An 18,298-nucleotide genomic window follows, 5' to 3' on the forward strand; every position below is an offset into this window, starting at 1 on the left:
GCCATGAGCATGCTCTTGCTGCTGCTTAAAGGGGCCAGCCTCGGGAAGTTTTTCCTTTCCGGGGCCACCATGCTGCTGTCGATCGCTACCTATGCGCTCGCCTTCGGCTGGCTTTATGCGACAGGGTTTGTGGTGCTGCTGTTTTGCCATGAGCTGGGACACTATCTGGCGGCGCGTCAACGTGGTTTAGCGACGGGATTACCGATGTTTATCCCCTTCGTGGGTGCCTGGATCACGTTGAAAGATGAACTGCCAGATGCGGAAACCGAAGCCTGGGTCGGCATTGCCGGCCCGCTGCTCGGCTCGCTTGCCGCCCTCGGTTGCTACTATCTGGCGGAGTATTTCCACAGTTCGCTATTGATGGCGGTGGCCTATTCAGGCTTTGTGCTTAACCTGTTTAACCTGATCCCCGTGCCGCCGCTGGATGGCGGGCGCATTACCGTCGCCATCTCGCGCAAGATCTGGTATCTGGGCATTCCCGTACTGCTGGGTTTCTTTTATCTTCACCCGAGCCCGCTGTTGCTGCTGGTGTGCTTTCTCGCGGCATCACAAATCTGGGCACGGCGCCATGATCAACCGAATCTCGACACGCTGACCCCTGGCAAACGTCTGGAATATACGCTTTTGTACTTCGGGCTGATTGCCTGGCTCTCCCTGATGACTTATAACCTCCACGAGGCGTTATCCGGCTTTCGCTGACGCCGCCTGCGTTGCTGCACCGCAGTGACACCATTTTTAAGACTTTTTACTTGCGTCGGACGAACCCCGCTATTGCGGGGTTTTTCTGGCGTTTACCCCACAAACCGGCTGGCAGAAAATTGAGTGTAAACGATTCCACTAATTTATCCCATGTCACAGTTTTCACCTCTCTGTTATGCTAAGGTTTGTTCATATCAAATGCTTTATGGAGGGAAATATGCGAGTTCTGGTTACAGGTGGTAGCGGTTACATTGGAAGTCATACCTGCGTCCAACTGCTGCAAAACGGCCACGACGTTATCATTCTCGACAATCTCTGTAACAGTAAGCGCAGCGTGCTCAATGAGATTGAGCGCTTTGGCGGAAAAGCCGCGCTGTTCGTTGAAGGCGACATTCGCGATGAAGCGCTGCTCGCAGAGATCCTGCACGATCATGCCATTGAAGCGGTGATTCATTTCGCCGGGCTGAAAGCCGTTGGCGAATCCGTGGCAAAGCCGCTGGAGTATTACGACAACAACGTCAACGGCACGCTGCGCCTGATTAACGCGATGCGCGCCGCAAATGTTAAAAACTTCATTTTCAGCTCCTCCGCCACCGTTTACGGCGACCAGCCGAAAATCCCTTACGTGGAAAGCTTTCCGACCGGCACGCCGCAAAGTCCCTATGGTAAAAGCAAGCTGATGGTGGAACAGATCCTCACCGACCTGCAAAAAGCGCAGCCGGAGTGGAGCATTGCGCTGCTGCGCTATTTCAACCCGGTTGGCGCCCATCCGTCAGGCGATATGGGCGAAGATCCGCAGGGCATCCCGAACAACCTGATGCCGTATATCGCCCAGGTTGCGGTTGGCCGCCGCGATTCACTGGCAATTTTCGGCAGTGATTACCCGACGCCAGACGGCACTGGCGTGCGGGATTACATCCATGTGATGGATCTGGCGGACGGGCATGTTGCGGCCATGCAACAACTGGCCGGCAAACCGGGCGTGCATATTTATAACCTCGGCGCGGGCGTCGGCAGCAGCGTGCTGGATGTGGTGAACGCCTTCAGTAAAGCCTGCGGTAAACCGGTGGCCTGGCACTATGCGCCGCGCCGCGAGGGCGATCTCCCGGCTTACTGGGCCGATGCCAGCAAAGCGGATAAAGAGCTGAACTGGCGCGTAACCCGTACGCTTGACGAAATGGCAGAAGATACCTGGCGCTGGCAGTCACGCCACCCGCAGGGCTATCCCGATTAAAGGAATGGTAATGACGCAATTTAATCCGGTCGATCACCCGCATCGCCGTTATAACCCGCTGACCGGCCAGTGGATCCTGGTTTCTCCGCACCGCGCAAAACGCCCCTGGCAAGGGGCGCAAGAGACGCCTGCGAAACAAACCCTGCCGGCGCACGATCCGGACTGTTTCCTCTGCCCGGGCAATACCCGCGTAACCGGGGATAAAAATCCGGATTACACCAGCACTTATGTGTTCACCAACGACTTCGCCGCGTTGATGACCGATACGCCAGACGCGCCGGTAAGCGACGATCCGCTGATGCGCAGCCAAAGTGCGCGCGGCACCAGCCGGGTGATTTGTTTCTCGCCGGATCACAGCAAAACGCTGCCGGAACTGAGCGTGGATGCGCTGGAAGCGGTGGTGAAAACCTGGCAACAGCAAACCACTGAGCTGGGCCAGCAGTACCCGTGGGTACAGGTGTTTGAAAATAAAGGCGCGGCGATGGGTTGTTCCAACCCGCATCCACACGGGCAAGTCTGGGCCAACAGCTTCCTGCCGAATGAAGTGGATCGTGAAGACCGCCTGCAACGCGACTATTTCGCCCGGTATCACTCCCCGATGTTGCTGGACTACGTAAAGCGCGAGCTGAACGATGGCAGCCGTACGGTGGTGGAAACGGAGCACTGGCTGGCAGTCGTTCCTTACTGGGCGGCGTGGCCGTTTGAAACCTTGCTGCTGCCGAAAGCGCAGGTACAGCGCATCACTGATTTAAGCGATGAACAGCGCCGCGATTTAGCGCTGGCATTGAAAAAACTGACCAGCCGTTATGACAACCTGTTCCAGTGCTCGTTCCCCTACTCGATGGGCTGGCACGGCGCGCCATTTAACGGCGAAGAGAATGACCACTGGCAACTGCACGCGCATTTCTACCCGCCGCTGCTGCGCTCCGCCACGGTGCGTAAATTTATGGTCGGCTATGAAATGCTGGCCGAAACCCAGCGTGACCTGACGGCGGAGCAAGCCGCCGAACGTCTGCGCGCGGTCAGTGATATCCATTTTCGCGAATCCGGAGAATAACAATGAGTCTGAAAGAGAACACACAATCCCTGTTTGCTGAAAAATTCGGCTACCCTGCCACCCACACAATTCAGGCACCGGGTCGTGTGAACCTGATTGGCGAACACACCGACTATAACGACGGTTTTGTTCTACCGTGCGCCATTGATTACCAGACGGTGATCAGCTGCGCACCGCGTACGGACCGCATCGTTCGGGTGATTGCCGCCGATTATGACAACCAGAGCGATGAGTTCTCGCTGGATGCGCCTATTGTGACCCACGACAGCCAGCAGTGGTCGAACTACGTGCGCGGCGTGGTAAAACACCTGCAAAAACGCGATGCCAGTTTTGGCGGCGCGGATCTGGTTATCAGCGGCAATGTGCCACAGGGTGCGGGCCTGAGTTCTTCTGCCTCGCTGGAAGTGGCGGTCGGTACGGTGTTCCAGCAGCTTTATCATCTGCCGCTGGATGGCGCGCAAATTGCCCTCAATGGTCAGGAAGCGGAAAACCAGTTTGTCGGCTGTAACTGCGGCATCATGGATCAGCTTATCTCGGCGCTGGGCAAAAAAGGCAGCGCGCTGCTGATCGATTGCCGTTCGCTGGGCACCAAAGCGGTGTCGATGCCGGAAGGCGTGGCGATCGTCATCATTAACAGTAACTTTAAACGCACCCTGGTTGGCAGCGAGTACAACACGCGCCGCGAGCAGTGCGAAACCGGCGCGCGCTTCTTCCAGCAAAAAGCGCTGCGCGATGTCAGCATTGATCAGTTCAATGCGGTGGCGCATGAGCTGGATCCGCTGGTCGCCAAACGCGTGCGCCACGTGCTGACCGAAAACACCCGTACCGTGGAAGCCGCGGCTGCGCTGGAGAAAGGCGATCTGCAACGCATGGGCGTGCTGATGGCAGAATCACACGCATCAATGCGTGATGATTTTGAAATTACCGTCCCGCAGATCGATACGCTGGTTGAGATTGTCAAAGCGACCATTGGTGACCAGGGCGGCGTGCGCATGACCGGCGGCGGTTTCGGCGGTTGCATCGTCGCGCTGATGCCAGAAAACCTCGTACCGGCAGTCAAAAAGGCTGTTGAGAGCCAGTACGAAGCGAAAACCGGTATCAAAGAAACCTTCTATGTTTGCAAACCTTCACAGGGAGCAGGACAGTGCTAAACGAAGCTTCTGCAGCAGCCCCGGACGGGCTGCCCTTTCGCCTGATCACCCTGCGCAATAGCGCCGGGATGGTGGTGACATTGATGGACTGGGGCGCGACGCTGTTATCTGCGCGCGTACCGTTAAAAGATGGTTCCGTGCGTGAAGCGCTGCTGGGCTGCGCCACACCGGAACACTACCTGCAACAGACAGCGTATCTCGGCGCGTCGGTCGGCCGTTACGCCAACCGTATTGCCAAAAGCCGCTTCACGCTGGATGGCCACACCTATACGTTGACGCCAAGCCAGGGTGAAAACCAGCTGCATGGCGGCCCGGAAGGGTTCGATAAACGGCGCTGGTTGATAGAGCGGCAAAATGATAACGAAGTGGTCTTTGTCCTGAATTCAGCGGATGGCGACCAGGGATTCCCGGGTAACGTTCATACCCGGGCGCATTTCCGCCTCGGCGACGATAACCGGCTCGCCATTGAATACCGGGCAACGACTGACAAACCGTGCCCGATCAACCTGACTAACCACGCTTATTTTAACCTTGATGGTGAGCAGTCGGATGTCCGCAACCACACGTTGCAACTGCTCGCGGATGCTTATCTACCGGTCGATGAGATGGGCATTCCGACAGACGGGTTAAAAGACGTTGAGCGGACCAGTTTTGATTTCCGTACCCCGAAAACCGTGGCGCAGGATTTTCTGGCTGAGGACGATCAGCGCGTGGTGAAAGGTTACGACCATGCGTTTTTATTGCAGGCAAAAGGCGACGTCAGCCAGCCCGCCGCGCAGTTGTGGTCGGCGGACAAACAGCTGCAAATGACGGTATATACCAGCGCGCCTGCGCTCCAGTTCTATTCCGGTAATTATCTGGAAGGAACGCCTGCGCGCGGCGGCAAAACCTATGACGCGTGGCAGGGCCTGGCGCTGGAGAGCGAGTTTTTGCCCGACAGCCCGAACCGTCCGGATTTCCCGCAGCCGGACTGCTTCTTACTGCCTGGCGACGTTTATGTCAGCCTGACGGAATACCACTTTATTGCGCAGTAATCCCCCCGCCCTCCTGCCGGAGGGCTTTTTTTACCCGTTTTGCTGAAATATGCGCCACTTATCGACAAAACCATAACCCCTGATTCACAAGCACCTTACACTCGGCGGCTATTTTCGCTATGGTTATGGGTAACCGTTGCCGGGAGCACCTTCACGGCAATATAATGAGAATTGTTATCATTCAATCAGGCTCACAGGAGTAAGTGTATGGCTGTTACTAAGCTGGTTCTGGTTCGTCATGGCGAAAGCCAGTGGAACAACGAAAACCGCTTCACCGGTTGGTACGATGTTGATCTGTCCGAAAAAGGCGTTGGCGAAGCAAAAGCGGCAGGCAAACTGCTGAAAGAGGAAGGCTACACCTTCGATTTTGCTTATACCTCTGTGCTGAAACGTGCCATCCATACGCTGTGGAACGTGCTGGACGAGCTGGATCAGGCGTGGTTACCGGTAGAGAAAAGCTGGAAACTCAACGAGCGTCATTACGGTGCGTTGCAGGGTCTGAACAAAGCTGAAACCGCTGAAAAATATGGTGACGAGCAAGTTAAACAGTGGCGTCGTGGCTTTGCTGTTACACCGCCGGCGCTGACCAAAGATGATGAACGTTACCCGGGTCACGATCCGCGCTACGCAAAACTGACCGATGCCGAGCTGCCGCAGACCGAAAGCCTGGCGCTGACCATCGATCGCGTGATCCCTTACTGGAACGACACCATTCTGCCGCGCCTGAAAAGCGGTGAGCGCGTGATCATCGCCGCTCACGGTAACTCCCTGCGCGCGCTGGTGAAATACCTCGATAACATGAGCGAAGAAGAGATCCTCGAACTGAACATCCCGACTGGCGTACCGCTGGTTTACGAGTTCGACGAAAACTTCAAACCGTTGAAACACTACTACCTGGGTAACGCAGACGAGATCGCTGCAAAAGCTGCTGCGGTAGCAAACCAGGGTAAAGCGAAGTAAGTTTTCGCCGATAAAAAAAGCGTGGAAAATTCCACGCTTTTTTATTTGTGCAACCGTTAACTGCGTCGCGCTTTCACTGCCGCCGCGAGCTGGCGCAAAATAGTTTCGGTATCGTCCCAGCCGATGCAGGCGTCGGTAACACTTTTACCGTACACCAGCGGTTCACCGCTCTCCAGGCTCTGGTTGCCTTCCACCAGATGGCTTTCAATCATCACACCGATAATGGCTTTTTCACCCCCGGCGATCTGCTGGCACACATCCGCGCCCACTTCCATCTGTTTCTTGAATTGCTTGCTGGAATTGGCATGGCTGAAGTCGATCATCACCTGCGGCTCCAGGCCAGCTTTCTGCAGACCCACTTTTACTTCCGCGACATGTTTCGCGCTGTAGTTTGGCTCTTTACCGCCGCGCAGAATGATGTGGCAATCACCGTTACCGGCGGTGTTTACAATGGCGGAGTGGCCCCATTTGGTGACGGATAAAAAGCAGTGCGGCGCACCTGCGGCGTTAATCGCGTCAATGGCGACTTTAATGGTGCCATCGGTGCCGTTTTTGAACCCCACCGGGCATGAGAGGCCGGAAGCCAGCTCGCGATGCACCTGCGATTCCGTCGTACGCGCGCCAATCGCTCCCCAGCTCATCAGATCGGCCATGTATTGCGGGGTGATCATATCGAGGAACTCCCCCGCCGCCGGTAAACCGCTGTCATTAATTTCCAGCAGCAGCTTACGCGCAATACGCAAACCGTCGTTAATCTGGAAACTGTTATCCATGTGCGGATCGTTAATCAGCCCTTTCCAGCCCACTGTGGTACGCGGTTTTTCGAAGTAAACGCGCATAACGATTTCTAAATCGTCTTTTAACGCTTCACGCAAAGCCAGCAGGCGCGAAGCATACTCTTTCGCCGCCGCAGGATCGTGAATGGAGCACGGACCGATAACCACCAGCAGACGATCATCATTTCCACGCAGGATTTTATGAATCGCTTTGCGGGCATGCGAAACCGTATTGGCGGCGGTTTCAGTGGCGGGGAATTTTTCAAGGAGTGCTACAGGAGGTAATAACTCATTGATCTCTTTAATACGTAAATCGTCGTTCTGATAATTCATGTTCGTTCCAGTCTGGCCATACTTTTTTTGATGAATGCAATCTTTCCAATCTATCTCGTCGGCGGCGAAGTGTAAACGCGATTTTACACTTCGGCCGGATAATTCCTGGAATGCGGCCAAATCGCGTTAAAAAGTAGCGAGTGGTGATATCAGCGCTACACTTTTTAACTGTTAACACTTCTATTTTTCATTTTATCGCTATTCTATGCTGCTATACCGCGCATGAATGGTATCTTTAACCACTGAGCGTGATAATTCGTTCGCGCTGCTTTTACCAGCCTCAACGGCGGTAAAAACGACCGGAACAGGAGCATCATGATGAAAATGAATAAATTAGCGACACTTTTACTGACGACGACGCTGACTTTCGCAGGTGGCGCAGCCTACGCGGCCGACGCAGCCTCTTCTACCGACAGTAACGGTGATGCCAATGCCGCAGCGGCTGCAGGCCAACCGGCACCGGACGCCAAACAGAATGTTGCGCCAAACAATGTGGATAACAGCCAGATCAACAGCGGTAGCATGAACACCAACTCAACCTCTCAACACAGCGCTAAGCAGCATATGAGCAAAGATCAGGTGCATAAAAACACCATGTGTAAAGATGGCCGCTGCCCGGATGTGAACAAAAAGGTTGAAACCGAAAGCGGTAACAACCATAGCGTCGATAAGAAAACCGACGGCACAACCCAGTAAAATCCGGTGCATTAATCATCAGGGAGAGCTTCGGCTCTCCTTACTTTTTTCTCTCCAGTCTCCCCCGCAAACTGAAAAATCTGTAATGATGTAAGGCGTTAAAATAATTACAAGGAACGACCCGCCCATGGCGCATTCACACTCGCACACTCCCGCTGATGCCAACGCCCGCCGCCTGCTGCTGGCGTTTATCGTTACTGCCGTTTTTATGGTTATCGAAGTGGTCGGCGGCCTGGTTTCCGGATCGCTGGCGCTGCTGGCCGATGCCGGCCATATGCTGACGGACGCTGCCGCGCTGCTTTTTGCGTTATTAGCGGTTTACTTTGCGCGCCAGCCACCCAGCGCTCACCGTACGTTTGGCTGGCTGCGTTTGACTACGCTTGCAGCATTTATTAATGCGCTGGCGCTGGTGCTGATTACCGTGTGGATTGTCTGGGAAGCGATTCAGCGTTTCACCCATCCGCAGCCCGTTGCAGGCTTAACCATGATGGTGATTGCGATTGCCGGGCTTGTGACCAACGTGCTGGCATTCTGGTTACTGCACCGGGGAAGCGAGGAGAAAAACCTGAATGTCCGCGCTGCCGCACTGCATGTGCTGGGGGACTTACTCGGTTCTGTCGGTGCCATCGCTGCGGCACTGGTGATTTTGTTCACCGGCTGGACGCCGATTGACCCGATACTTTCAGTGCTGGTGTCCGCGCTGGTGTTACGCAGCGCCTGGCGGCTAATGAAAGAGAGCGTTAACGAGTTACTGGAAGGTGCGCCGGGCTCGATGGATATTGGCGCGCTACAGCGACATCTGCGACGTGCTATTCCGGAGGTGCGTGATGTTCACCACGTGCATGTCTGGCTGGTGGGTGAAAAACCGCTCATGACGCTGCATGTGCAGGTGATCCCACCGCGCGACCATGACAAGCTGCTGGGTGAGATCCACCACTTTCTGGCACATCATTATGAGATTGAACATGCGACAGTGCAGATGGAGTACCAGCCCTGTAGCGGGCCAGACTGCCATCTGGGCGAGGCGCAGCCTGAGCACCACCATTCACACTCGCATTAATGCGAAAGCGCGTGAGAGCCCCGCTCACGCGCGCTGTTAATCCACATTCTGCTGCCGTTAAGAGCGATAAAGGTCAGGATCAGATACTCCAGCGACATCGCCCAGACGCCCTGCAGTGCGAAAATCACCACGCTTATCACGTTAATCACCACCCACAGCAGCCAGTTCTCAACGTATTTGCGCGTCATCAGGATCATCGCCACGATGGAGAGCACCATCATGCAAGAGTCCCAGAACGGGAACGCATCGGGCTGTAATTGCGGCATGACCACATTCAGCCCTAAGGTTTGCATGACGGCCACGGCAATTTTCGTCAGAAATGCAAAGACCGGATCGATAAAGAAAGTCATCAAACCAATCGCCACCACGCATACCGCCAGCCAGCTCATCGCTCTGGGTAACGGTAGCCAGCGGATTTGTAATTCAGCTTCATTCTGCGAGGTTTGCCGTGACCAAGCATACCAGCCATAAATGTTGGCGGCAAAGAAAAACAGCTGCAGCAGTAAGCTGGCATACAGCTGGATCTGGAAGAAAATAATCGCAAACAGCGTCACGTTGATCAGACCAAACACGTAATTACTGATCTTCTCAAGGCTGGCGAGCCAGATGCACAATAAACCGGCCAGTGTGCCTGTGGCTTCAATCCATGAAAGATCGTACCCACCGGTGCCAATCGGGATATGCACCAGGATGTTCTGCGTACTAAAAAAATCCATTCTTTCCCCACAGCGTATTGCTACGCATTGATTATTCACTAAGAACGTAGTGTAGCCGCAAAATCGAGCATACGGTTAAGCGGCAGCAGCGCACCTTCACGCAGCGCGGCATCAACGTGGATTTCATGCTCCGCGCCACCATTTTCCAGGCTTTCAGCGATAGCTTTCAGACCGTTCATCGCCATCCATGGGCAATGCGCGCAACTGCGGCACGTCGCCCCCTCACCTGCGGTTGGCGCTTCCAGTAACTCTTTTTCCGGCACGGCCTGCTGCATTTTGTAAAAGATACCGCGATCGGTCGCGACGATAAGTTGCTTATTCGGCAGTGTTTTTGCCGCAGCGATAAGCTGGCTGGTTGAACCGACTGCATCTGCCAGATTCACGACTGACTGCGGCGATTCAGGATGCACGAGGATGGCAGCATCAGGATAGAGCGCTTTCATGCGCGTCAGCGCCTGCGTTTTAAATTCATCATGCACGATGCACGCACCCTGCCAGCACAGCACATCCGCACCAGTCTGTTTTTGTACATAGTTGCCGAGATGACGATCCGGAGCCCAGATAATTTTCTCGCCAAGGCTGTCGAGATGCTCAATTAACTCTACCGCAATACTTGAGGTTACAACCCAGTCGGCACGCGCTTTCACGGCCGCAGAGGTGTTGGCGTAAACCACCACGGTGCGATCCGGGTGCGCATCGCAAAAGGCGCTGAACTCTTCAACCGGACAGCCGAGATCAAGCGAGCATTCCGCATGCAATGTCGGCATCAGGATGGTTTTTTCAGGGCTGAGGATTTTGGCGGTTTCCCCCATAAAACGTACGCCAGCCACCAGCAGCGTTGAGGCGGAATGTCTGGCGCCGAAACGCGCCATCTCCAGTGAATCAGAGATACAACCGCCGGTCTCCTCAGCCAGTTGCTGAATTTCCGGGTCGGTATAGTAGTGTGCAACCATCACCGCATCCCGCTCTTTGAGCAAGCGCTTGATTTTCTCGCGGTAAAACTGCTTCTCGTGCAGGTTTAGCGGTGCGGGTTTAGGCGGGAACGGATAGATTGCGGTTTCAGGATCAAACATTACGCTCATCATGCTTACTCGTTTTGCTTGCTTAACTTAATTACCAGAACAACGCAAATGCGTGACGTCATTAGCGCACCGGTGTTTTATATACTAAACAAGATAGCTGATTGGACAAAAAATGTCGTGGGGAATTTTTGTGGAATAGCAGAAAGCAAAAAGCGCTGCCAGCGCCATTTTTATAGTGGTGGGTCGTGCAGGGTGACCGCTTTGCTCGCCCTTCGGGTCGTCGCCGCAAGCGGCGACCTTGTCTCACTACGTGAGACCCGAACCTGCTACAGAGTTACTCATTTCATCCTGAGACTCGCCCTGCGGGCCAACGCTGCGCGCTGTTCAAAATTGATCCCGACAATTTTGTCGAATCTTCAACTCCGGCAGAAAGCAAAAAAGCGCCGCTAGCGCCGTTTTTACATTGGTGGGTCATGCAGGATGACCCGCTTTACTCGCCCTTCGGGCCGTCGCCGCAAGCGGCTCCGTTGTCTCACTACGTTCGACCCGCACCTGCTGCAGGTCCGAATTTTTAACTTGGGCAGATAGCAAAAAAGCGCCTTTAGGGCGCTTTTTTACATTGGTGGGTCGTGCAGGATTCGAACCTGCGACCAATTGATTAAAAGTCAACTGCTCTACCAACTGAGCTAACGACCCCTTTCGGGATTGTTCTTCGAAGTTAACCGGCGCCAATATGATGTTAAATTGGTGGGTCGTGCAGGATTCGAACCTGCGACCAATTGATTAAAAGTCAACTGCTCTACCAACTGAGCTAACGACCCATACGGGTAGCGACTTCGAAGATAATTTTATCTGTGACCACATTACGTGGCTGATCGTGCAGGATGGCTCGCTTTTAGCCGAATGCTGCTGACGCAACGTTATCCTTCACGTTTAACACCATTTGATGGATGTTAAATTGGTGGGTCGTGCAGGATTCGAACCTGCGACCAATTGATTAAAAGTCAACTGCTCTACCAACTGAGCTAACGACCCGAGTGGTGGGTGATGACGGGATCGAACCGCCGACCCCCTCCTTGTAAGGGAGGTGCTCTCCCAGCTGAGCTAATCACCCGATACTACGCTGGATACTGCTTTACGTGGTGGGTCGTGCAGGATTCGAACCTGCGACCAATTGATTAAAAGTCAACTGCTCTACCAACTGAGCTAACGACCCACTTTGCGTTGCTTCTGGTCTGTGTGATATCCCTTGGCAACGGCGGCATATATTACTGATTTAAGAATTCAGCGCAACAACAATTTCGATGAATATCACTTAACTGCTTATGATTCATGCGACAAGACCAGAAAAAGCTCGATTTCTGGTCATGTGCTATGCATTACATCGAACCAAGACGTTTTTGCGCTTGTTTAGCACCTTCGGTACCAGGGTATTTACTGACCACCTGCTGGTAGACCGCTTTCGCTTTTGCTGTATCCCCTTTGTCTTGCATAATCACGCCGACCTTGTACATAGCGTCTGGCGCTTTAGGCGACTTCGGGAAATTTTTCACCACTGAAGCGAAGTAATAAGCAGCATCGTCTTTTTTGCCCTTGTTGTAATTCAACTGCCCGAGCCAGTAGTTGGCATTCGGTATGTAGGTTGAATCAGGGTATTTTTTGACGAAATTCTGGAATGCAGCGATAGCTTCATCCTGGTGGGATTTATCCTGCACCAGCGCAACCGCAGCATTGTAATCGGTATTGGCATCACCACTTTGTACGGGCGCGCCAGTATTCGCCGCCCCCGTGTTGGCACCAGAATCCGCTGCCGGAGCCTGCGCTGCCGCCCCGCTCTGATCGCCGGATGTCTGCTGCGTCTGCCCCGCCGCACCGCCACTGCTAAGATTGCCTATCTGCTGCAAAATTTGCTGTTGGCGTTCAACTACCTGGTTCAGTTGATATTGATTTTCCTGGATTTGCCCACGAAGCGTATCAATATCGGCCTGATTATCGGAGAGTTGTTGCTGGAGTTGAGTTAAAAGCTGGCTGTGAGCATTGGAAATACGCTCGAGTTGAGTGACGCGGTCTTCGACCGAGCCTGAGCCGACACTACTGATTGGCGCCTGAGCATTAGCGGCCCAGGGGGCCGCTATGCCAACCAGTAACGACAGACTCAACAGATGATGTCTGAAGTTACTGCTCATGCAATTCTCTTAGTAAACCAGTACGGCGCGACGGTTTTTAGCGTAAGCCGCTTCGTCGTGACCCAGTACTGCAGGTTTTTCTTTACCGTAAGAAACGATGGAGATCTGGTCAGCGGAAACGCCTTTACCCTGCAGGTACATTTTAACGGCGTTAGCACGACGTTCGCCCAGGGAGATGTTGTATTCCGGAGTACCACGTTCGTCAGCGTGACCTTCAACGGTAACTTTGTAGGACGGGTTGCTACGCAGGAAGTTAGCGTGAGCATCCAGCATCGCTGCGAAGTCAGAACGGATGTCATACTTGTCCAGATCGAAGTAAACAATGTTGTTCTGCTGCAGCTGTTGCATTTGCAGACGCGCTTGTTCTTCGGAGGACATGTTGCCGCTACCGTTCATGCCAGTGCCAGCACCCATCATGCCTTCGCCGCTCTGGTCGCTTGCATTCTTGTGAGAAGAACATGCAGCGATCGCCATTACAGGCAGAGCCAGCATCAGGCCTTTCAGCACTTTGTTCAGTTGCATTTCTTTGATTCCTTTATAATCAATTATTTATTATTACAGATACGGAGACCAGGCAGGGAATTTAACCTGTCCATCAGTCGCCGGAATACGCGCTTTGAAACGCCCATCTGTAGAAACCAGATTCAGCACGGATCCCATCCCCTGAGAAGAGCTGTAGATTACCATTGTGCCGTTAGGTGCCAGACTTGGCGTTTCATCCAGGAACGTTGACGTCAGAACCTGTACGCCACCCGCTTCCAGATCTTGTTTAGCGATGTGCTGCTGGCCACCGTCAGAGCTAACCATCACCATAAATTTGCCGTCGCTGCTGATATCCGCGTCCTGGTTCTGAGAACCCTGCCATGAGATACGCTGTGCTGCGCCGCCATTAAGACCCACTTTATAAACCTGCGGACGCCCAGCCTGGTCAGAAGTGAATGCCAGGGTCTGGCTATCCGGGAACCAGGTCGGCTCCGTATTGTTGCTGCGACCATCGGTCACCTGGCGGATCTGGCCAGAACCAATGTCCATTACGTAAATGTTCAGGCTACCGGTTTTCGACAGTGCGAATGCCAGTTTAGAACCGTCCGGCGAGAACGCCGGTGCGCCGTTGTGACGCGGGAACGAAGCAACCTGACGAACACTGCCGTTAGCCAGTGTCTGGATAACCAGTGCAGAACGACCGCTTTCAAACGTCACGTATGCCAGTTTTGAGCCATCTGGTGACCATGCCGGAGACATCAGCGGCTGCGGAGATTTATGCACCAGGAACTGGTTGTAACCGTCATAGTCGGAAACGCGCAGTTCATACGGGAACTGGCTGTTAGCGGTCTGCACAACATAAGCAATACGGGTACGGAACGCACCTTTAATGCCGGTCAGTTTCTGGAATACTTCGTCACTGGCAGCGTGAGCGGCGTAACGCAGCCACTGTTTGTTCACTTTAAAGGAGTTTTGCGCCAGTACCGTTCCCGGTGCGCCACCGGTATCCACCAGCTGATAAGCGACATTGTAGCTGCCATCAGGATTCGGGGTCACCTGGCCGACAACCACCGCGTCAATGCCCAGTGCTGACCACGCGGCTGGCTGCACTTCCTGAGCGCTGCCAGGCTGCTGCGGCAGACGTGAACGATCGAGTGGATTGAATTTGCCGCTGTTGCGCAGATCCGCAGCAACGATACCACCAGCATCCTCAGGCGCAGCGCCAGGTCCAGCCCACTGGAAAGGCACAACGCCGATCGGGCGTGCCGAGTCCACCCCCTGGGTGATCTCGATACGTACTTCTGCGTGCAGCACAGCTGCCCACAGCATTAGAAAACCAAATGCAACACGTAATGCCTGCTTCATCATATCTCCCTTATCCGGGCGGAAAACCCGCGATAATTTAGCAGAATTTTAACAAACTCAATAGACAAAACTACCCGCGTCAGGACACCCTCAGCACGATCTCCCCCGCAGATTGCGAGGGAAAGTGTACCTTAAGGTTTAAAGTCCAGCGGCGCATTTTTGAACACTTCATATACAGCCTGGCTTGGCGGTTTCGGCATTTTTGCCTGTCGCGCTGCAGCAAGCGCAGCCTGGCAAAGGGCCGGATCGCCACCTTCCGACTGAATATCTAACAGCATACCGTCTGGCGCCAGTTTGACACGTAACGTACAGGTTTTCCCCGCATAAGAAGAGGCGTCATAGAAGCGGCTTTCGATAGCCGATTTAATCTGCCCTGCATAGTTATTGATGTCTGCACCGGACGCGCCGTTGTTCTTAGTGTTACCAGAACCGGCGGGAGCTGCATTATTCCCTTTCGCTCCACCACCCGTTTTCGGTGCATTCTTACCGGAGCTTAAATCACCAAACAGATCGTCAACGCCTGCGGCATCTGCTTTCTCGGCGGCGGCTTTCTTGGCGGCTGCGGCCTTCTCTGCAGCCGCTTTTTTATCGGCAGCTGCTTTTGCTGCTGCAGCTTTTTTCTCGGCGGCAGCTTTTTCAGCGGCGGCTTTTTCGGCTGCAGCCTTTTCAGCAGCCGCTTTCTCCGCTGCGGCGGCTTTCTCCGCTGCCGCTTTTTCGGCGGCAGCTTGTTTAGCCGCTTCAGCCTGCGCTTTTTTCGCGGCTTCGGCCTCGGCTTTTTTCTTCGCTTCAGCAGCTGCTTTCGCCGCTTCCGCTTCGGCTTTTTTCTGTGCGTCTGCGGCAGCTTTCGCGGCTTCGGCTTCCGCTTTTTTCTTCGCGTCGGCAGCCGCTTTCTTCGCAGCTTCTTCTGCTGCTTTTGCCTGCGCGTCCGCTTTTGCTTTTGCGTCAGCTGCGGCTTTCGCGGCCGCCTCTTCAGCTTGTTTCTGCTGCTGTTGAGCCTGTTTTGCCGCCTCTTCCGCTTTTTTCTGCTGCTCAGCCTGTTCGCGCGCCGCTTCCTGCGCCTGTAAACGCTCCTGCTCCAGCTGTTTTAAATGCTCCTGCTCGGCAGCCTGCTTTTCACGCAGCTCTTCCGCTTGCTGTTGCGCCTGTTTTTCACGCTGCTCTTTGGCGCGCTGCGCACTGGCTTGCTGCTGCTGCTGGCGGTTGTAATTTTCCACCACAGCGCCCGGATCGACCATCACCGCATCAATCGCAGAGCCACCGCCACCGCCTGAAGAAGCATCAATATGCTCATCAAACGAGCTCCAGATCAGCAGCGCCACAAGAATTACGTGTAGCACAGCCGAAATGATTATTGCTCGCTTAAGCTTGTCGTTTTGTACGGTTGCCTTTGACACTCTCGGTTCCCAAAAACTGTCCGCCTGTTAAGCCGGTGATCAGATAGGCTGCGTCATCAAGCCGACTGATTTCACACCCGCGCTATGTAACAGGTTCAGCGCTTTAATGATTTCATCGTACGGCACATCTTTCGCCCCGCCGATTAAGAACACGGTTTTCGGATTGGATTGCAGGCGACGCTGCGCCTCCGCAATCACCTGCTCCGGCGGCAGTTGATCCATACGATCTTTTTCCACCACCACGCTGTACTGTCCGACACCGGAAACCTCAATAATGACCGGAGGATCGTCATTGGTACTGACGGTTTGCGACTGTGTCGCATCCGGCAGATCAACCTCTACGCTTTGCGTAATGATCGGTGCCGTCGCCATAAAGATCAGCAGCAGCACCAGCAACACGTCCAGCAACGGTACGATGTTGATTTCAGACTTGAGGTCACGACGGCCCCGTCCACGCGATCTGGCCATGGCTTACTCCTTGCTGCTGTCGCTGCTGGCAAATGCCTGGCGATGCAGAATAGCCGTGAACTCTTCCATAAAGTTGTCGTAATTCAGTTCCAGTTTGTTCACACGCTGGTTCAGTCGGTTATAAGCCATAACCGCAGGAATGGCTGCAAACAGACCGATAGCTGTTGCGATCAACGCTTCGGCGATACCAGGCGCAACCATTTGCAGCGTCGCCTGCTTCACCGCGCCCAGCGCGATAAAGGCATGCATGATCCCCCATACCGTACCGAACAGGCCGATATACGGGCTGATAGAACCCACAGTACCAAGGAAAGGAATATGGTTTTCCAGCGTTTCCAGTTCACGGTTCATCGAAATACGCATCGCCCTTGATGCCCCTTCGACAATCGCTTCTGGCGCGTGGCTATTTGCGCGGTGCAGTCGAGCAAACTCTTTGAAACCACTATAAAAAATTTGTTCCGAACCGCTTAAATTATCACGGCGTCCCTGGCTTTCCTGATACAAACGAGACAGTTCGATGCCGGACCAAAACTTGTCTTCGAAGGCTTCCGCTTCGCGCCCTGCAGCGTTGAGGATGCGCGTTCTCTGGATAATAATGGCCCAGGATGCGATAGAAAAACCAATCAAAATCAACATGATAAGTTTGACCAGAAGGCTAGCCTTCAGGAACAAATCAAGGATGTTCATGTCAGTCACTGCTTAAACTCCGCGACAATAGACTTGGGAAGCGCACGAGGCTTCATTAAGAGTGGATCAACACAGACAATCAGCGCTTCAGCTTCGTTCAGCACTTTATTCTCTGCATTGACAATCCGCTGCGAGAAAACCATCGAGGTTCCGCGCATTGATGTAATTTCCGTTTGGACTTCGAGCATGTCGTCGAGTCTGGCGGGTGCAAAATACTCCAACGTCATTTTGCGTACCACTAACGCAATGCGTTCAGCCAGCAGAGCCTGTTGACTCAAGTGATGGTGACGCAGCATCTCAGTGCGGGCTCTTTCATAAAAAGCAACGTAGTTGGCATGGTAAACCATGCCACCGACATCGGTATCTTCGTAATAGACCCGAACCGGCCATCGAAACAGCGTTGTATTCACTTTACATCCCGGTAATGCAAAAAAAGTTAGAGCTTTTAAACTTCGCTACTATACGCGCGGGCAAGATGCTTTGGAATGGGTTGAGGTAAACGGAGAGTAAAAATTTATGGGCTTTTGCAAGCCCATGAGGATAGCGGATATTTCTTATTCAAAAGAAGAAGAAAACAAGCCCGGCAAGCATTACGACAAAAGCGACTGGCGGGCAGAAAAAACCCTGCCAGTGAAGCGCGCGCGGGCGAAAGCCAACACCGTGAACAATACCGGCGCATACCGCCCACATTAATAACAGTCCGTGCCAAATCTCCAGCTCGCTGGTTTTGGCCGCGAAACGGGAGGGATCCCAGAAGATACAGCCCGCCAGCAGTAATGCCATTATTAAGGAAAGGGCCCTTAACGGGCCCTTGTCCATTACCGCATAGAGTTTTGCGATAATTTTTTCCATCAGTGTTCTTCTTTCCCGGCTTTGGTCGCTTCAACATGTTCCAGCGCCAGCGCGGTAATCACTCCGAAAGCACAGGCAAGAAGCGTTCCTAAAATCCATGCGAAATACCACATATTCTGCTCCTT

The 18,298-nt window shown here is 53.8% G+C and carries 20 protein-coding genes and 5 tRNA genes; 8 read left to right on the top strand and 17 right to left on the bottom strand.

Features of this window, described 5'->3' with window-relative positions:
- Window positions 1-3: 3 nt before the first annotated feature.
- The 6 genes from O3S68_RS10075 (at window position 4) to gpmA (ending at window position 6,135) form a co-directional block, all read left to right on the top strand.
- Window positions 4-699 (top strand): site-2 protease family protein, encoded by a 696-nt coding sequence (locus O3S68_RS10075; protein ID WP_269231422.1) that lies wholly within the window; start codon window positions 4-6, stop codon window positions 697-699.
- A gap of 217 nt (window positions 700-916) precedes the next feature.
- The gene (galE, locus tag O3S68_RS10080) at window positions 917-1,933 is read left to right on the top strand and encodes a UDP-glucose 4-epimerase GalE (RefSeq protein ID WP_020457076.1); all 1,017 of its coding nucleotides are present in this window, start codon (window positions 917-919) and stop codon (window positions 1,931-1,933) included.
- A 10-nt stretch (window positions 1,934-1,943) separates the two neighbouring features.
- Complete coding sequence (gene galT / locus O3S68_RS10085; RefSeq protein WP_269231423.1) at window positions 1,944-2,990, top strand: galactose-1-phosphate uridylyltransferase; 1,047 nt, start codon at window positions 1,944-1,946, stop codon at window positions 2,988-2,990.
- A gap of 2 nt (window positions 2,991-2,992) precedes the next feature.
- Window positions 2,993-4,141, top strand: a complete 1,149-nt coding sequence (gene galK / locus O3S68_RS10090; RefSeq protein WP_020457074.1) for a galactokinase — start codon at window positions 2,993-2,995, stop codon at window positions 4,139-4,141.
- Window positions 4,135-5,175 (top strand): galactose-1-epimerase, encoded by a 1,041-nt coding sequence (gene galM / locus O3S68_RS10095; protein ID WP_020457073.1) that lies wholly within the window; start codon window positions 4,135-4,137, stop codon window positions 5,173-5,175. Before galK ends, galM begins: the two co-directional genes overlap by 7 nt.
- A 207-nt stretch (window positions 5,176-5,382) precedes the next feature.
- Entirely contained in the window at window positions 5,383-6,135 is a 753-nt protein-coding gene (gene gpmA / locus O3S68_RS10100; protein WP_020457072.1) for a 2,3-diphosphoglycerate-dependent phosphoglycerate mutase, read from the top strand.
- Window positions 6,136-6,191: 56 nt separating this feature from the next.
- Here gpmA and aroG read toward each other — a convergent pair whose 3' ends face one another.
- A complete protein-coding gene (gene aroG, locus O3S68_RS10105; RefSeq protein ID WP_020457071.1) occupies window positions 6,192-7,244 on the bottom strand; it encodes a 3-deoxy-7-phosphoheptulonate synthase AroG in 1,053 nt (350 codons plus the stop codon).
- Between the two features lie 318 nt (window positions 7,245-7,562).
- Here aroG and O3S68_RS10110 point away from each other — a divergent pair, with 318 nt between their 5' ends.
- Window positions 7,563-7,940 (top strand): protein YbgS, encoded by a 378-nt coding sequence (locus O3S68_RS10110; RefSeq protein WP_020457070.1) that lies wholly within the window; start codon window positions 7,563-7,565, stop codon window positions 7,938-7,940.
- 127 nt (window positions 7,941-8,067) lie between these two features.
- Window positions 8,068-9,000, top strand: a complete 933-nt coding sequence (gene zitB, locus O3S68_RS10115) for a CDF family zinc transporter ZitB (protein WP_269231424.1) — start codon at window positions 8,068-8,070, stop codon at window positions 8,998-9,000.
- Here the strand turns inward: zitB and pnuC are convergent.
- From pnuC to cydX, 16 genes are all read right to left on the bottom strand, one after another.
- On the bottom strand, window positions 8,997-9,716 hold the full coding sequence (gene pnuC, locus O3S68_RS10120; RefSeq protein WP_269231425.1) for a nicotinamide riboside transporter PnuC: 720 nt from the start codon (window positions 9,714-9,716) through the stop codon (window positions 8,997-8,999). The genes zitB and pnuC overlap by 4 nt on opposite strands.
- A 38-nt stretch (window positions 9,717-9,754) precedes the next feature.
- A complete protein-coding gene (gene nadA / locus O3S68_RS10125) occupies window positions 9,755-10,798 on the bottom strand; it encodes a quinolinate synthase NadA (RefSeq protein ID WP_045514069.1) in 1,044 nt (347 codons plus the stop codon).
- A 560-nt stretch (window positions 10,799-11,358) separates the two neighbouring features.
- Window positions 11,359-11,434 (bottom strand) — tRNA-Lys (locus O3S68_RS10140).
- Between the two features lie 49 nt (window positions 11,435-11,483).
- Window positions 11,484-11,559 (bottom strand) — tRNA-Lys (locus tag O3S68_RS10145).
- Between the two features lie 138 nt (window positions 11,560-11,697).
- Window positions 11,698-11,773: transfer RNA gene (locus O3S68_RS10150), tRNA-Lys, on the bottom strand.
- 3 nt (window positions 11,774-11,776) lie between these two features.
- Window positions 11,777-11,852 (bottom strand) — tRNA-Val (locus tag O3S68_RS10155).
- Between the two features lie 26 nt (window positions 11,853-11,878).
- Window positions 11,879-11,954: transfer RNA gene (locus O3S68_RS10160), tRNA-Lys, on the bottom strand.
- Window positions 11,955-12,117: 163 nt separating this feature from the next.
- Window positions 12,118-12,924 carry a cell division protein CpoB gene (cpoB, locus tag O3S68_RS10165; RefSeq protein WP_160270920.1) on the bottom strand — a complete coding sequence of 269 codons (807 nt, stop codon included), beginning with the start codon at window positions 12,922-12,924 and terminating at the stop codon, window positions 12,118-12,120.
- 9 nt (window positions 12,925-12,933) lie between these two features.
- A complete protein-coding gene (gene pal, locus O3S68_RS10170) occupies window positions 12,934-13,446 on the bottom strand; it encodes a peptidoglycan-associated lipoprotein Pal (protein WP_017455955.1) in 513 nt (170 codons plus the stop codon).
- 33 nt (window positions 13,447-13,479) lie between these two features.
- Complete coding sequence (gene tolB / locus O3S68_RS10175) at window positions 13,480-14,772, bottom strand: Tol-Pal system beta propeller repeat protein TolB (RefSeq protein ID WP_020457065.1); 1,293 nt, start codon at window positions 14,770-14,772, stop codon at window positions 13,480-13,482.
- Between the two features lie 131 nt (window positions 14,773-14,903).
- The gene (gene tolA, locus O3S68_RS10180; protein WP_097406838.1) at window positions 14,904-16,166 is read right to left on the bottom strand and encodes a cell envelope integrity protein TolA; all 1,263 of its coding nucleotides are present in this window, start codon (window positions 16,164-16,166) and stop codon (window positions 14,904-14,906) included.
- A 39-nt stretch (window positions 16,167-16,205) separates the two neighbouring features.
- On the bottom strand, window positions 16,206-16,634 hold the full coding sequence (gene tolR / locus O3S68_RS10185; RefSeq protein WP_017455952.1) for a colicin uptake protein TolR: 429 nt from the start codon (window positions 16,632-16,634) through the stop codon (window positions 16,206-16,208).
- Window positions 16,635-16,637: 3 nt separating this feature from the next.
- Window positions 16,638-17,330: a Tol-Pal system protein TolQ gene (gene tolQ, locus O3S68_RS10190; protein WP_044489595.1), complete on the bottom strand. Its 693-nt coding sequence runs from the start codon at window positions 17,328-17,330 to the stop codon at window positions 16,638-16,640.
- Window positions 17,327-17,731, bottom strand: a complete 405-nt coding sequence (gene ybgC / locus O3S68_RS10195) for a tol-pal system-associated acyl-CoA thioesterase (protein ID WP_020457061.1) — start codon at window positions 17,729-17,731, stop codon at window positions 17,327-17,329. Before ybgC ends, tolQ begins: the two co-directional genes overlap by 4 nt.
- Before the next feature lie 148 nt (window positions 17,732-17,879).
- Window positions 17,880-18,173: a cyd operon protein YbgE gene (gene ybgE, locus O3S68_RS10200; RefSeq protein WP_269231426.1), complete on the bottom strand. Its 294-nt coding sequence runs from the start codon at window positions 18,171-18,173 to the stop codon at window positions 17,880-17,882.
- Window positions 18,173-18,286: a cytochrome bd-I oxidase subunit CydX gene (gene cydX, locus O3S68_RS10205; RefSeq protein WP_004100325.1), complete on the bottom strand. Its 114-nt coding sequence runs from the start codon at window positions 18,284-18,286 to the stop codon at window positions 18,173-18,175. Before cydX ends, ybgE begins: the two co-directional genes overlap by 1 nt.
- Window positions 18,287-18,298 lie beyond the last annotated feature (12 nt).

Origin of the sequence: Kosakonia sp. SOY2, assembly GCF_027109175.1 — a bacterium.
Lineage (GTDB): Bacteria > Pseudomonadota > Gammaproteobacteria > Enterobacterales > Enterobacteriaceae > Kosakonia.

What these genes read in the sequence shown, in the direction of transcription:
- ybgE (WP_269231426.1), bottom strand. Translation starts at nt 18,173, where the DNA reads ATGGAAAAAATTATCGCAAAACTCTATGCGGTAATGGACAAGGGCCCG.
- galK (WP_020457074.1), top strand. Translation starts at nt 2,993, where the DNA reads ATGAGTCTGAAAGAGAACACACAATCCCTGTTTGCTGAAAAATTCGGC.
- zitB (WP_269231424.1), top strand. Translation starts at nt 8,068, where the DNA reads ATGGCGCATTCACACTCGCACACTCCCGCTGATGCCAACGCCCGCCGC.
- pnuC (WP_269231425.1), bottom strand. Translation starts at nt 9,716, where the DNA reads ATGGATTTTTTTAGTACGCAGAACATCCTGGTGCATATCCCGATTGGC.
- galT (WP_269231423.1), top strand. Translation starts at nt 1,944, where the DNA reads ATGACGCAATTTAATCCGGTCGATCACCCGCATCGCCGTTATAACCCG.
- galE (WP_020457076.1), top strand. Translation starts at nt 917, where the DNA reads ATGCGAGTTCTGGTTACAGGTGGTAGCGGTTACATTGGAAGTCATACC.
- gpmA (WP_020457072.1), top strand. Translation starts at nt 5,383, where the DNA reads ATGGCTGTTACTAAGCTGGTTCTGGTTCGTCATGGCGAAAGCCAGTGG.
- pal (WP_017455955.1), bottom strand. Translation starts at nt 13,446, where the DNA reads ATGCAACTGAACAAAGTGCTGAAAGGCCTGATGCTGGCTCTGCCTGTA.
- nadA (WP_045514069.1), bottom strand. Translation starts at nt 10,798, where the DNA reads ATGAGCGTAATGTTTGATCCTGAAACCGCAATCTATCCGTTCCCGCCT.
- aroG (WP_020457071.1), bottom strand. Translation starts at nt 7,244, where the DNA reads ATGAATTATCAGAACGACGATTTACGTATTAAAGAGATCAATGAGTTA.
- cpoB (WP_160270920.1), bottom strand. Translation starts at nt 12,924, where the DNA reads ATGAGCAGTAACTTCAGACATCATCTGTTGAGTCTGTCGTTACTGGTT.
- tolB (WP_020457065.1), bottom strand. Translation starts at nt 14,772, where the DNA reads ATGAAGCAGGCATTACGTGTTGCATTTGGTTTTCTAATGCTGTGGGCA.
- cydX (WP_004100325.1), bottom strand. Translation starts at nt 18,286, where the DNA reads ATGTGGTATTTCGCATGGATTTTAGGAACGCTTCTTGCCTGTGCTTTC.
- tolR (WP_017455952.1), bottom strand. Translation starts at nt 16,634, where the DNA reads ATGGCCAGATCGCGTGGACGGGGCCGTCGTGACCTCAAGTCTGAAATC.
- O3S68_RS10110 (WP_020457070.1), top strand. Translation starts at nt 7,563, where the DNA reads ATGAAAATGAATAAATTAGCGACACTTTTACTGACGACGACGCTGACT.
- O3S68_RS10075 (WP_269231422.1), top strand. Translation starts at nt 4, where the DNA reads ATGAGCATGCTCTTGCTGCTGCTTAAAGGGGCCAGCCTCGGGAAGTTT.